This is a genomic window from Desulfoluna sp. HI9BLuna, assembly GCF_056829775.1.
In genome coordinates this window covers 5,128,752-5,142,615 of the sequence record NZ_CP186555.1, presented here as the reverse complement: position 1 = coordinate 5,142,615, position 13,864 = coordinate 5,128,752, and the positions used below count along the sequence as shown (strand labels likewise).

The window sequence follows — 13,864 nt, the reverse complement described above, 5'->3', positions numbered from 1 at the left end:
CTCCCAGGTTTGAAAACCAGGGACGCTCCCTTTTGATTTTTTAAACTGCCAGACTGCCTTGACGGTTAGTCCACCATCTGGTTGGGCAGGTAGAAGACAATATCCGGAAAGGCCGTAATGGCGATCACCATGAGGATCATGATGACGAAAAAGGGGAAGGTGGCCTTAAGGATGTCCCCCACCTTCTCGCCTGAGATCCCTTCGATGACAAAGATGCTGAAGCCCACCGGGGGCGTGATCTGGGAGAGTTCCACCATGAAAACGAGAAAAATCCCGAACCACAGGGGGTGGAATCCTGCGGCCACCACGATGGGCAGCACGATGGGAAGGGTCATGACCACAATGGAAATCCCGTCCAGGATCATGCCCAGGAAGAGGTACATGATGGCGATGACAAAGATCAGCACATAGGGAGAGAGCCCCAGGCCCGTGATGTAAAGACTCAAGGCACGGGCAATACCCACAAACCCCACCACCTGGGAGAGAAAGGCCGCTCCCACGATGATAAAAGAGATCATGGAGGTGGTCTTCACGGCGGAGAGCACCGCCTCCCGGAAGTTTTCCACGGTCAGGTTCTTGAACCACACCGCAAGGATCAGGGCCCCCACCACACCGATGGCAGCTGCCTCCGTGGGGGTGGTGATCCCCATGTAGATTCCGCCTAACACCACGATGATGAGCAGCAGCACGGGAAACAGCTCCCGGGAGGCCGCGATCTTCTCTTTGAAGGTGTGGCTCTCCTCTTCTTTCGGCATGACGTTGGGGTCGATCATGGCGCGCACCATGATGTAGGCGGCGTAGGCCGATGCCAGGCACAGGCCGGGGATGACCCCGGCAATGAAGAGCTTGCCGATGGAGGTATCCGAAAGGATCCCGTAGATAATCATGATCAGGCTGGGCGGAATGAGAAACCCCAGGGTCCCGGCCCCGGCCAAAGAGCCGATGGCGATGCTGCGGTCGTAGCCCCTCTTGGAGAGCTCATCCAGGGTGATCTTGCCCACGGTGGCCGTGGTGGCGGCACTGGACCCAGACACCGCGGCAAAGAGCGAGCAGGCTACCACGTTGATGTGGAGCAGGCGTCCGGGAATCCCTGCCAGCCATGGCTGAAGGCCATTGAGCAGCCGGGTGGAGATCTGGGTGCGGTAGAGGATCTCCCCCATGAGGATAAAAAGCGGCAGGGCCGTCAGGGACCAGGAGTTGGTGCTGTTCCAGATGGAGTTGGCCAGAAGGCCGCCGATCTTGTCCCAGACTGAAATGGTGGGGGGCAGATTGAGCTTGAACATCAACATCCCCATCACCCCGGCCCCCATAAGGGAAAAGCCGATCCAGAGGCCGGACAACAGGAGCAGAAACATCACTCCGAACAGCAAAAAGGTTAGAATTAGCGGATCTGAAACGATGACAACCTCCTCAAAAAATCACCGGTAAGCTGCAGGATCAGCAGCAAAAGGCCCACCGGGATGACCAGCTGGGGAATATAAATGGGGGTTTCGGAGATGGAGTCGGCCGTCATGCCCAGGTCCCAGACGTCATAGGTCATGAGAACGGCATGGTAAAGCGCAAAACCGGTGAGGGCAATGGCCCCGGCCAACACTGCCAGGTCCAGCACCGTAAGGGCCGGTTCGGGCAGCTTACCCCGCAACAGGGAGATCCGGATGTGGGCCCCCTCTTTCATGGAAAAAGAGAGCCCCATCATGACCACCACAACAAAAAAGTAGGCACTGTACTCGTCACCGATGAGGGTGGAGGCGTCAAAAAGGGTCCTCGCACAGATCTCCACGGTAATCAGCGCCACGATGAGAAGCATGAACAGGCCGGAGACATAGCCCCCGGCCTTGGAGCACGCATCACTAAGTGAGATGAGTTTTTTCATGGTCTACTTTATGTAAGTGTTTAAAAGGGCCTTCTCGGCTTTTTTGGCCTTCTTGAGAAACTTCTTCTGGATGGCCAGGGCGGCGGCATCCAGCTCGGCGGTAAGCTCGGGCCTCTCGGGAGTCACGGTGATGCCCTCGGCGGCAATCGCCTTCAGGGCCTCTTCGCTTCGCGCCTGGGAGGCAGCCCACTGGGCGGCTTCGGTTTCGGACGCGGCTTTCAGCATGGCCGCCTGCTGGTCCTTGGACAGGGCATTCCAGTAGTCGAGGTTGATGGTGACCATGTTCAGGGGGTAGGCGTAGTTGATGGGCTCAAAGTGGCTGAGGACTTCCCAGAATTTACCATTCTTGGCGGATTCGGAAGAGGTCAGGACCGAATCGATCATGCCGGTGCGGAGGGAGGCGTACACCTCGCCCCAGGGCATGGACAGGGGCATGGCGCCCAGGGCGCGAAGGAACTCGGCGCCGTTCTTGTCGTAAGTCCGGGTCTTGATGCCGTCGATATCGGCACGGGTGACAATGGCTTTTTTGGTGACCAGGCCGCTGGGGGGCCAGGGCGCGGCATAAAGAAGTTTCTGGTTCCACCTGCGGGCGGATTTTTCATAGAGGGGCTTGCAGTCTGCGTACAGGGCTTTGGCTTCGTCATAGGACTTGACCAGGCGGGGAAGGGAGCTGACGCCGAACACATGGGCGCTGCCGGCCACAACACCCATAAGGATGTCGGACATGGGAACCTGGCCGTCCTTGACCACCTTCAAAAGCTCGGGCCCCTTAAAACCAAGGCTGCCGCCGGGGTGAACCGTGATGAGAACAGAACCGTTGGAGTGGGCTTCAACACGCTTGGCAAAATCCATGGCACCCTGGGTATGGAAGCTGGTGGCGCCGTAGACGGCGTTTAAATCCAGCTTCATGGCTTCGGCCATGGCAGCGCTGCCGGTAAAAAGGACGAAAATCGTCACAACAAACAGTGTCTTTATACTCTTCATGAATCAAACACTCCTTAAATGTTCAGTTTAATGGGTTCATTCTTCCCGATGCACGGCCTTGGCTTGTGCATCGACTACGGTCACACAGGGCTCGGGGCTTGTCATCTCATGCCTGTTCCGAGCCCGCCCCGTTACAGGGCCAAATCCATTCCCTTGAGGGCCAAGAGCTTCTCATGGCGCGCCACGGTAATTCTGTGGGCCTCCTCCACGGAAACTCTCTGAAATCGGATGGTCTGTCCGGGCAGCGCCTGGGCCACCCGGGAAATGTCGTCGGAGATCACCGAAGCGATCTTGGCGTAGCCCCCCACGGTCTGCTCCCGCAGGAGGATAATGGGGTCGCCCCCTTCGGGCACCTGGACGCCACCCGGAAGGCTTGGCTCGGAGATGATGCTCTTGGGCATCCCCTCCTTTCGGATCACCTTGGGGCCTTCCAGACGATACCCCATGCGGTTTGCCTGGTTGGTGACGGTAAACTCCCGGCTGAAAAACAGGGACAGCCCCTCATCAAAAAAGTCGTCCTGGGGCCCGGCCACCGCCCGAAGTTCAATGGAGGAGCCGTATACGGGTCTGAAGGCCTCGGGAATCTGCCGCAGGGGCACCTTCGCCCCGGGAACAAACCCGCGGATCATGTCCCCATGGGCCAGGACCCGGCCTTCGTATCCCCCGAACTTGCCCCCCACATAGCAGCTGCGGCTGCCCATGACCTCAGGCACGTCAATACCCCCGGAGACAGCCAGGTACCCCCGGCAGCCCGAAGAGGCCATGCCCACAGCCACCACATCGCCGGACGAAACAGCAAAGGATCGCCAGCAGGGCACGGAGGCACCGTTGACCTTCACGTCCATGGTGGCCCCGCAAAGGGCCAGGGTGCAGGGAGAAAGAATCTCCAGGGTGGCACCGCAGAAGGTCATCTCCAGAACAGCGGCACCGTCCGGGTTGCCCACCAGAAGGTTGGCCAACACCGCCGCGCGGGTATCCAGGGCCCCTGAAGGCGGCACGCCGAAGCGCTGATATCCGTATCGCCCCAGATCCTGGACCGTGGTCATGGGACCGGGCTCCTTGACGCGGAAAACTGCAACGGAAGTGCTCATGCCCTCACCTCCCCGGCTTCCATGGCCGCAAAAACCGCTGCGGAAACAGGGACAAACCGCAACATATCCCCCGCCTTGATGTAAAAGGGGTCCCTCCGGTTCGGGTCAAAAAGGCGAATGGGGCACCGGCCGATGAGCTGCCACCCCCCGGGGCTCTCCATGGGGTAGATCCCGGTCTGGTTGTTGGCGATCCCCACGGACCCTGCCGGTACCCTGGTGCGGGGCGTGGCCAGGCGCGGTGTGTGGATCGTCTCGGAAAGCCCCCCCAGATAGGGGAACCCCGGCGTAAACCCCAGCATGTAGACCGGGTAGAGGGGCTCGGCGTGAATCCGGATCACTTCGTCTTCGGAAAGCCCGTTGTGGGATGCCACGTAGGCAAGGTCCTCCCCGAAATCACCGCCGTAGCACACCGGCACCTCCACCACTCTGGGCTCAAGGGCTTCGGTTTGCCCCATCCGTTCATGAAGGGCCCTGAGGTATCTCTCAAGGAGCTCGGGGCCTTTTTTCACGGGGTCATAAGAGACGATCAGCGATCGGTAGGTGGGAATCACCTCCACCACGCCCACCGGCGCACAGATGGCAAGGGACTCGCACAGGGCACGGATCTTCTGGCTGGCCTCCGGGTTGATGGTGGCGGAGAGCTCCATGAGAAGCCCCCGGTCCCCCACGCACCGGAAAATCGGTTTATTCAACAACCCGTCGGGCTGGGTATCTTCACACGTACTCATACTGCTTTTACGATCACTCCGGATGTTTCAAGGGTGCTGCGAATGGAGCGCACCAGGATTGCTGCTTCCGGCGTGTCGCCATGAAGGCAGAGGGTCTCTGCTTCAATCTCGATGGTGTTGCCGTCGGTGTCCACCACCCGCTGCTCTTCGGCCATCATCAGGGCCCGTTCAGCGATCTCCGAAGGATCGGTTTTCACCGCCCCTTCCATGGTGCGCGGCGCCAGGTTCCCTTCCGGGGTGTACGCCCTGTCGGGAAAGGCCTCAAAAACCACGCGCAGACCGTTCTCCCGGCAGATGCGGGCCATGTTCTGCCCCTTTTTCCCGGCCAGGACAAAAACGGGAATGCCCGAGTCGATAGAGGCCACACCCTCGGCAATGCCCCGGGCCACGGTCTCGTCGACCATGGCGTTGTTGTAAAGGGCGCCGTGGGGTTTCACATGGCTAATATCGATTCCGTGGGTGGAGCAAAAGCCCCGTAACGCCCCCACCTGATAGACGATGGCGTTGCGAAGCTCCTCAAAGGAAAGCTCCATAAAGCGCCGCCCGAACCCCATGGGGTCGGGATACCCGGGGTGGGCTCCGGTCTTAACGCCTTGTTCCACAGCCATCCGGACGGTTCGTTCCATGACGGAGGGGTCCCCGGCGTGCCAGCCGCAGGCGATGTTTGCCGATGTAATATGGGGCATGACCGCTTCGTCGGCCCCGATGCGATACGAGCCAAAGCTCTCGCCCATGTCGCAGTTCAGATCAATGGATTTCATGGGGGTGTCGCTCCTGCCTGCCCACCCGGCAGGACCGGATCAAACAGCGCAATATAGTGAAATCATGAAAAACAGCAGGCTCCAGCCGCAACCGAACCAGAATACCTTTTTTCGCACGACAAACGCACAAAACCCATGCCTGCACGTTAAAACAGATCAAACAATGCGAAAGCACGGGATAAGGAATCGTCTACTGTTTTTATATATATTTATCGATTTTAGTAAGACGGAATCTATAAAGCCCCCGGAAAAATGTCAAGAATAAAGCTCGGGCCCGGCCTGCTTTCGTATTGTTAAACAACCTGCCACTCCATTTTTCGAAACCAACACCCCCCTTGCAAAACCAGGGCCGCGCCTCCGTGCCTTCCCCCGTGGAAAGAGACGATTCACCGGCAACGATTCCCTTGACTCAGTCAGGAATTCCAGAGACAAAACCCAAGAAAAACCGCCATCGTCCTTTATCTTCACAAAGCGTAGGGGAAAGCAATTCTCCGCCATACAAAAAAAGCCCCTGAAACCAAACCGGCTCCAGGGGCTTTCTTATCATTCATACAGGCCATGCCACCGACACCCCGCAGGGCCGCCGAAGACATCTTTTATCTATGGCAATGCGCCAGGCTACAGGGAGTTCAGGCTGAGGGTCATGGGTTTATCCTCTTCCAGTTCCCCCCTGAACCGAATGGCCCCGGGCTTTCTGTACGGATCCGGCCCGGTGCTGGCGGCCATCCATTTCTCCCGCATGGCCTTGACCAGGCGGAAGGCGTTGGAGTCCAGCTCCACCACACTCTTTTCCAGCACCAGCTTCATTTTTCCGCCCCGCTCCTCCAGATGCATGAGGGGAGCAACGGGAATCCCGATGGGCTCCCACTCCTCAAAGGGCTTCTCCAGGTTCCTGATCCCCACCATCTGCCCGGTGCTGCCCCCGGCAATGAGGCTGAAGGCGGTGAGCCCCAGGTTGTAGGTGTAGGTGCAGTCGAACTTGGTGGGGTCCGAGCCCCTGCCGTCGTAGCCGTAAAAATGGGTCTGCACCTTGAGCTTGGGAACGGATTTTTCGTAGATCTTCACGATGGCTGCGGGCACCGGATCTTCTTCCTCCAGAAGTTCCGCCCTCACCAGGGCCTGCTTCAGGGTCTTCAGGGAGATCAGCTCCTCCTTGACCAGAAGGAAGCGCCCCACCCCGTAGTTGCGGAACAGCACGGGCCCGTAGGATTCATCGCTGAGGCCGGCACGGGCGAGCGTATTGCTGAAATAGGAGTCTTCAATGCCCACCTTGTAGCGCCCCTTCTCCTTGAGGATGCCCAGGTAGTCCTTGACAAGCTCCAGGATCACCCGGTCGGTCTCCACCTGGGAGAACTGGAAGTTGCCGTGGCTGTCCCGTTCCATGAGGAGACCGGCCTTGAAAAACTCGGGGATATCGCTGAAAAGCTCGTCGTCACGGGCGTTCCAGATGGTCGCGGGGCCGGTCTTGCGGATCCCCCTCACCAGACGCCTCAGGTACTCCAGCTTGGCGTCCAGGCTGATGAAGTCCGAATGGAAGTCGGTGTCGTGGACGTCGTTGTATTCGGAGATGATGGTGTTGAGCTTGATGATAAAGACCTGGACCTCGTTGATGAACTCCAGAACCCCTTCGGGGATCACCACCACCCCGTAGTTTTTCCCCACGGCAGCGCGGCGGACGATGGCGTCGCACACCACGCGGGAAAGATGGCGCAGGGTCATGCCGTAGGCGGTGTAATCCACGGTGCCTTCGGCACGGGCTTTTTCAACACGGTCGTGATCCACGTACTCGGCCAGGTCCTCACCGATGAGGGTCAGGTTGGCGTGGGTCTGAAGGGCCACCTCCAAAGCGAGATGACTGGCCACACGACCCATGACCTTGCAGAAGTGCCAGTACTTGACATCGGAGCTTCCGTCGGTGCAGAGATCACCGATATTTCTGGCAAAGGAGCGGGCCGCGCTGTGAAAGCCGAAGGAGATGGCACACAGGCTCTTGCCGTCGGCATCTTTGACCTGGATGTCACCGTCAATGGTCTTGGGCACCCCGATCACCTGAATGCCTTCATCGATCATGGCCTCGGCCATGAACGCGGCATTGGTGTTGGAGTCGTCCCCCCCCACCACCACCAGGGCATCAAGGCCCAGCTTCTTGCAGGTGGCAATGGACAGGCGCATCTTGGTGCGGGTGTCGATCTTGGTGCGGCCGGTCTTGATCATGCAGAAGCCGCCCAGGTTCCGATACTTGTTCACCCTCTCGTCGGTAAGCTCGCAGACATTGCCCTCAATGATCCCGTCCTGGCCGAGGATGAAGCCGTAAACCCGGTTTTCGGGGTTCGCTTTTTTGGCGGCGTCGTACAGCCCGGCAATGACGTTGTGGCCCCCGGGGGCCGGCCCACCGGAAAAGACAATACCGATGGTCCTGGGGCGGGTGTACCCGTCAACCTCGCCACCGGACGCCGGAACAACCTTCTCCACCCGGTTGTCAATCAGGTGCGGCAACTGCTCACTCGCCGCCTTGTTGATGTCAAACCGATACTGGTTCTGGGGTTCCAGGGCGGTGGGCCCGTTCTCAAACACCTCGCACTGGGGCGGGGTGTAGGCTCGTCGTTCCATGACATCCAGGCTGTCTCCGTCAATGATCTGTCTTGCGCAGTCGTTTATAAGGAGGTCATCCAGGCTCATCACAGGTTTTTCAGACATAAGTGTCTCCGTATAATCGCTCGATTCGGCGGGTACAGGCCGATCCGTATAAAGGGGCGGCGCATCACCGCCCCTGTGGGCATCATAAAGTAAAAACCCGCACACGTTCGAGTCGTGTGGGGGCCAGTCTTATGGCAGGCACAATACATTCCGGCCTGCTTTATTAAGTATTGCTATAGCAGACAGTTAAAACAGGATGCAAGAAGCAATCCATCAAATTGGCCTGTCACCGGGGCCGAGGCCAGGCGCTTTAAAATAAATCATCGAAGAGATTCAGGCGGTTCCGCCAGCTTTACATCCCCACGGGGGAATGGTATGTGATAGCTGACGTAACGGCAGCAACCCTTCGGCTCGCCCGGCCCTTGAGCCGAGCCGCTCATTTCACCAACCCCACGGAATCATCACCACCAATGAAACTCAAAAAACTCGAGATCACCGGGTTCAAATCGTTCATGGGAAAAACACGCATTGTGTTCCCTCCCGGAACCACCGGGGTGGTAGGGCCCAACGGGTGTGGCAAGAGCAACGTGGTGGATGCCCTGCGGTGGGTCATGGGCGAACAAAACGTCCGAAAGCTCCGGGGGAAAACCTCCGAAGACATCATCTTTGCCGGATCTGCCGGAAACGCCCCCATGAACATGGCCGAGGTCTCCCTCACCATCGACAACGAAGACGGCAGCGTGGTCGGCCCCTTCAACGAGTACAGCGAGATCACCGTCACCCGGCGCATCTTTCGCACCGGGGAGAGCAACTACCTCATCAACCGGCAACCCGCCCGGCTCAAAGACATCCAGACCCTCTTTCTGGGCACCGGCACCGGTAAAAACGCCTTTGCCGTAATCCAGCAGGGCAACATCGGCGCCCTCACCGACGCCAGCCCCGAGGAGCGCCGGGTCTTCATCGAAGAGGCGGCGGACGTCACCAAATACAAGGCGCGCAAAAGGGATACCGAATCCAAAATCAAATCCACCCGGGAAAACCTGGAGCGCGTGGGCGATATCCTCGCAGAGCTTACAAACCAGCTCGCCTCCCTCAAGCGCCAGGCAAAAAAAGCCCTGCTCTTCAAAGAACTCCAGCAAAACATCCGGGACCTGGACCTCACCCTTGCCGGGGTGGAGTACCTCCAGCTGGGCCAGCGGGCCAAAGAGCTGGTCTCCTCCACAGAGCGAACCAAAGAGCGCACCAAGGCCGCGGTGACAAAACGGGATGCCCTGGCAAACGCCATGTCCCGCCTGAAACTCCACGCCCAGGAGACCACCGACACCATTGAGGCCACAAACCGAAAGATCTATGAGTTAAAGCGAGTTGCCGACCGGGACGAAACCGAAATCGGCCACCAGAAAGACAGGGCCGCCTCCCTCAAAACCGAAGTGGAAGAGGACACCCGCCTCCTGGCCGAGGCCGGGCGGAAAACCCGCGAACTCACCGAAGAGATCCGGTCCCTGCGCCTTGCCCACGGAGACCTGGACCAGGTGGTCACCGGCCTGGACAAAGAGATGGAGGAAGCCGAGCACCGAAAAAACACGGCACGCTCTCGCCTCTCCGACCTTGAACAGGAGAGCCACAAGGCCTCATCCCGACACATGGCCCTTGTGGCCCGTGAAGCCTCGGTGCGCCACGCCTTCACCTCCGCGCAGAAACTCCACGAAAACGCCGACCGAAAGCTCAAACGGCGAGACGAAGACATGGCCTCGGCAAGGACCGCCCTGGCCACGGCCACGGAAAAAGGCCGGGCCCTGGAAGCTGAAATGGCCGAATTCAAAGGCCAGACCGCTGAACTGCGGGAACACATGGACGACCTCCGGGACGGCATCAACATCCTGAAAAAAGAGGCGGACCAGGCCGACGACACCATCAAGGCCAAAGAGATTGAAGAGAGCCGCGTTCGCTCCTACCTCGATACCATGGAAGCCATGGTTAAAAACTTCGACGGATACGGGGACGGCGTCAAAGAGGGCATGAATCGCCTGGAAGCCCTGGGATCAAGTTCCCAAGGCGTGGTGGCAAATCTCCTCCAGGTGGAAAAAGGGTACGAAGCCGCAGCCGAGGCCGCCCTGGGAAGCCTCCTCACCTATATTCTCGTGGATTCCCGGGACACCGCCCTCCACGGCGCCCACGCCATGGAAGAAAACGGCGGCAGCCGTTGCGGCTTTCTTCCCCCGGGCCATGACGCCATGTCCGCCTATGACGGCCCCGCCCTGCCGGGCTGCCGGCCCCTGACGGAACTCATGGTCGCAGACGGCCCCCTTTCAGCGCCCCTGCCTGCCCTTCTCTCCCGGCTCTTCGTGGCCGATGACCTGGCCGCTGCCGCCTCAGCCCGGGCCGCCTGCGACCACTGGGTGGCCGTGGCCACACCGGACGGCAGCCTCGTGGACTTTACCGGGGCGGTCATCGCCGGTACGCCCGGCACCTCCGCGTCCCTTCTCAAGCGGCGATCGGACATGGCCGAGGCCAGGGAGAAACTCTCTGTCGTGGGGAACGAGCTAAACACGGCCCGCAGCCTTCGCAGCGGGCTCCAGACACAGCTTGATGCGCGAAAAGAGGCCCTGAAGCAGGCGGAATCCGAAATGGGCGGGCTGCTTCGCATGCGCTCCGAAAAGGAGCGGGAGTGCCTCCTGGCCGATGAACAGATCAAGCAGGGCAAAAAGCACCTCACCCTCATGGACCTGGAGACCGAACAGCTCTCAGGCGACTTGGGGGAGTTGGAAGAGGAGATGGATGAGGCCCGCCAAAAACTCGATTCCGTCCAGGGAGAGCTGGCTGCCCTTACCAAGGGAGAGGAGGCGGCAAAGGAAGAACTCGCCAAGGCCCGGGAACATCTTTCTGAGGCTGAACAGGCCATCGTGGAGCTGAAACTCTCCCTGGCCCGGGAAGAGGCCAAACACGAAAACCATCGGGCCACCTTAAAGCGCCTCACCGACTTCCTCAAGGAGGGCGAAGAGCGATCCCTCCGCCTCACCCAGGGAATTGAAAAAAAGACCCGGGAGTCCGCCGCCTCCCTGGAACGGGCCGCCAAACTGGAAGCGGGCCTTGAAAAGGCCTTTAAAAATGTCACCGCTGAAGAAGAAGCCCTTGCCGTCACCCGCCACCGCCTGTCCCGCATCGAAGCGGACATGGCCGAAAAAGAGAAAGAGACCCGGGAACTGGCCGGGCTCCATGACGAGCTGGCCGAAGCCCTCCGAAAAGAAGAGGTGGAGCTGGCCGGGGTCCTTACCCGGGGAGACGAACTGAAAACGCGGGTCGCCGAACAGTACCGTGCCCCCATCGACCAGCTCATCCCCGCCTTTGAAGAGGCCATCCAGGACGTCCTCGACGGCACCTCCGACAAAAAAGACCTTACGGACAAACTGGCCGGGCTCAAACGAAAAATTGCCCGCCTCGGAGACGTCAACCCCGCTGCCGTGGCCCAGTACGACGAGGTCAACGAACGCCACGGCTTCCTTACGGAACAGCAGACGGACCTCAACGCCTCCCTGGACGACCTTGAGGCCATCATCCGCAAGATCAACCGCATCACCCAGGAGCGGTTCATCGACACCTTTCACCGCATCAACGAAAAACTCGACGAGATCTTCCCCCGTCTTTTTGAAGGGGGCTCCGCCCGGCTGGTCCTCACTGAGCCCACCAAACCCATGGAGACCGGCGTGGAGCTCATGATCCAGCCCCCGGGTAAAAAACAGGCGCGCCTCTCACTGCTCTCCGGCGGGGAAAAAGCCCTGTCCGCCATCGCCTTTGTCTTCTCCATTTTTCTCCTGAAGCCCTCCTCCTTCTGCGTCATGGACGAAATCGACGCCCCCCTGGACGACGCCAACGTCCAGCGGTTCAACAACCTGGTGACCATGATCGCCGAAAAATCCCAGATCCTGGTGATCACCCACAACAAGATCACCATGGAGCACGCCGACATTCTCATCGGCGTCACCATGGAGAAAAAAGGGGTCTCCAAGGTGGTCTCCGTCAACCTCTGCGGCAAAGAACTCCCCACGGAATTCGAAGAGCTGGACACGGCATCAGTTTAGCAAAAGCGATGCCTCCGGCGGCAAGGTGAGCCACCTTGAAAGCTGGTTACCGCAGCGCTTTCCCCCTCGTTCCTCGGGAAAAATCACTGCGGCATTTACCGATGACCTGCCCGTTTGTTTTTTATCAGCTCCTTGAGTCACCAAAGCGAGGTTGCGGATATTTACAAGAGCTGCCTCCCCTGATACATTACCGGGATTTATGACAGGGTCCTGGAAATCAGCCGATCCGCCCCCATGGCCGTCGGCATCCCCGGCGCCCCGAGGGATGCGCCCGTGTGCTGCCATGTGTTTCCAAGCCCCTTTTTTTACGCCCCGAATCAGAACACAGGACGATGGATATGGATATGACGGTTCTTACGGAGACAGTGTCTCCTTATTTTGCCCCGGTAAAATCAGCCCTTGAACGCCTTGCCGAAACAGTTGCCGCGGCCATTCCCGCCCTTGCCCCCTACAAAGAGGCCCTCTGGTGGATGATCCCCGCAAGCGCGGTGATTCTCATCCTCTTCCTCCTGGTGGTAAGAGCGGCCCTCAAGGCCCCGAAAAAACAGCCCGGTATGCCTGCGGAAGCCACCCCTTCCCCTGCCGAACCAGCAGTCACGGCAAAACCGGAACCCCAGGCAGCGCCCAAAGCCTCGGCCCCCAAACCCGCGGCAGCTCCCGAGCCTGCCCCCGAGGGAACCGGGGTGATGAAGAGCCTCAAGAGCGGCCTGTCCAAAACCCGCAACGCCCTTTCAAGCGGCGTGGATGCCCTGTTTAAGGGGGGACGCGTCCTGGACGACGACCTCCTCGAAGAGCTGGAAGAGCTCCTCATCACCTCCGACGTGGGCGTGCGCACCACCATGGAGATCATCGAGACCCTCTCGGAAAAAGCCTCGGAGATCTCCAACTCCGCCGAGCTGAAAGCAGCCCTGAAAGCCCTTCTCCTGGAGCGCATCTCCTTTGATGTGCCCCCTGAAGAGACCATGAAAAAACCCCACGTCATGATGGTCGTGGGGGTCAACGGCGTGGGCAAAACCACCACCATCGGCAAGCTGGCCACTCGCTTTGTCCGCGAAGGCAAAAAAGTGATCATCGTGGCAGGGGACACCTTCCGTGCCGCCGCCTCGGAGCAGCTCACCGTCTGGGCCGACCGCTCCGGCGCGGACATCGTGCGCCACAAGGACAACTCCGACCCGGCTGCCGTGGCCTTTGACGGGGTCCAGGCCGCCGTGTCACGAAACGCCGACATCGTCATCATCGATACCGCAGGGCGCCTCCACACCAAAAAGAACCTCATGGAAGAGCTCAAGAAAATCCGGCGCAGCGTCTCCAAAACCATTGAGGACGGCCCCCACGAGACCCTCATGGTGGTGGACGCCACCACCGGCCAGAACGCCCTCACCCAGGCCCAGCTCTTCCACGAAGCCGTGGGCATCGACGGCGTGGCCCTCACCAAACTCGACGGCACCGCCAAAGGCGGCATCGTCATCGGCATCACAAGTACCCTGGGCGTGCCCCTGAAGTACATCGGCATCGGGGAACAGGCCGACGACCTGCGCCCCTTTGACGCCGAAGAGTTTGCCGACGCCTTGCTGTAGCAAAAAATGCCTCCGGCGGCCCTGCCGGGGGCCAAACTTTTGAAAAGTTTGACAAACAGATCAAAATAAATATTGAAAACGATGTTGATATATGAGACTTCGTGGGTTTGTTTTTAGCGCTGGATCAAAGGAAT

Annotated in this window: 9 protein-coding genes; 2 read left to right on the top strand and 7 right to left on the bottom strand. The window is 59.5% G+C overall.

All coding sequences use genetic code 11. The annotated features are described in order from the left end of the window. Window positions 1-65 precede the first annotated feature (65 nt). The 7 genes from ACOYW0_RS20985 to ACOYW0_RS20955 all read right to left on the bottom strand — a co-directional run bounded on the left by ACOYW0_RS20985 (window position 66) and on the right by ACOYW0_RS20955 (window position 8,134). Window positions 66-1,355, bottom strand: a complete 1,290-nt coding sequence (locus ACOYW0_RS20985; protein ID WP_482415718.1) for a TRAP transporter large permease — start codon at window positions 1,353-1,355, stop codon at window positions 66-68. A 26-nt stretch (window positions 1,356-1,381) separates the two neighbouring features. Next, window positions 1,382-1,873, bottom strand: a complete 492-nt coding sequence (locus tag ACOYW0_RS20980; RefSeq protein WP_482415717.1) for a TRAP transporter small permease subunit — start codon at window positions 1,871-1,873, stop codon at window positions 1,382-1,384. Window positions 1,874-1,876: 3 nt separating this feature from the next. Further along, window positions 1,877-2,857, bottom strand: a complete 981-nt coding sequence (locus ACOYW0_RS20975) for a TRAP transporter substrate-binding protein (RefSeq protein ID WP_482415716.1) — start codon at window positions 2,855-2,857, stop codon at window positions 1,877-1,879. Window positions 2,858-2,988: 131 nt separating this feature from the next. Next, a complete protein-coding gene (locus ACOYW0_RS20970; RefSeq protein ID WP_482415715.1) occupies window positions 2,989-3,948 on the bottom strand; it encodes a 5-oxoprolinase subunit C family protein in 960 nt (319 codons plus the stop codon). Beyond that, window positions 3,945-4,676, bottom strand: a complete 732-nt coding sequence (gene pxpB / locus ACOYW0_RS20965; protein ID WP_482415714.1) for a 5-oxoprolinase subunit PxpB — start codon at window positions 4,674-4,676, stop codon at window positions 3,945-3,947. Before pxpB ends, ACOYW0_RS20970 begins: the two co-directional genes overlap by 4 nt. Next, window positions 4,673-5,437 carry a LamB/YcsF family protein gene (locus ACOYW0_RS20960; protein WP_482415713.1) on the bottom strand — a complete coding sequence of 255 codons (765 nt, stop codon included), beginning with the start codon at window positions 5,435-5,437 and terminating at the stop codon, window positions 4,673-4,675. Before ACOYW0_RS20960 ends, pxpB begins: the two co-directional genes overlap by 4 nt. A 618-nt stretch (window positions 5,438-6,055) precedes the next feature. Then, complete coding sequence (locus tag ACOYW0_RS20955) at window positions 6,056-8,134, bottom strand: 6-phosphofructokinase (protein WP_482415712.1); 2,079 nt, start codon at window positions 8,132-8,134, stop codon at window positions 6,056-6,058. A gap of 410 nt (window positions 8,135-8,544) precedes the next feature. Here ACOYW0_RS20955 and smc point away from each other — a divergent pair, with 410 nt between their 5' ends. Continuing rightward, window positions 8,545-12,153 carry a chromosome segregation protein SMC gene (gene smc, locus ACOYW0_RS20950; RefSeq protein WP_482415711.1) on the top strand — a complete coding sequence of 1,203 codons (3,609 nt, stop codon included), beginning with the start codon at window positions 8,545-8,547 and terminating at the stop codon, window positions 12,151-12,153. A gap of 338 nt (window positions 12,154-12,491) precedes the next feature. Beyond that, on the top strand, window positions 12,492-13,730 hold the full coding sequence (ftsY, locus tag ACOYW0_RS20945) for a signal recognition particle-docking protein FtsY (protein WP_482415710.1): 1,239 nt from the start codon (window positions 12,492-12,494) through the stop codon (window positions 13,728-13,730). Window positions 13,731-13,864: the final 134 nt, after the last annotated feature.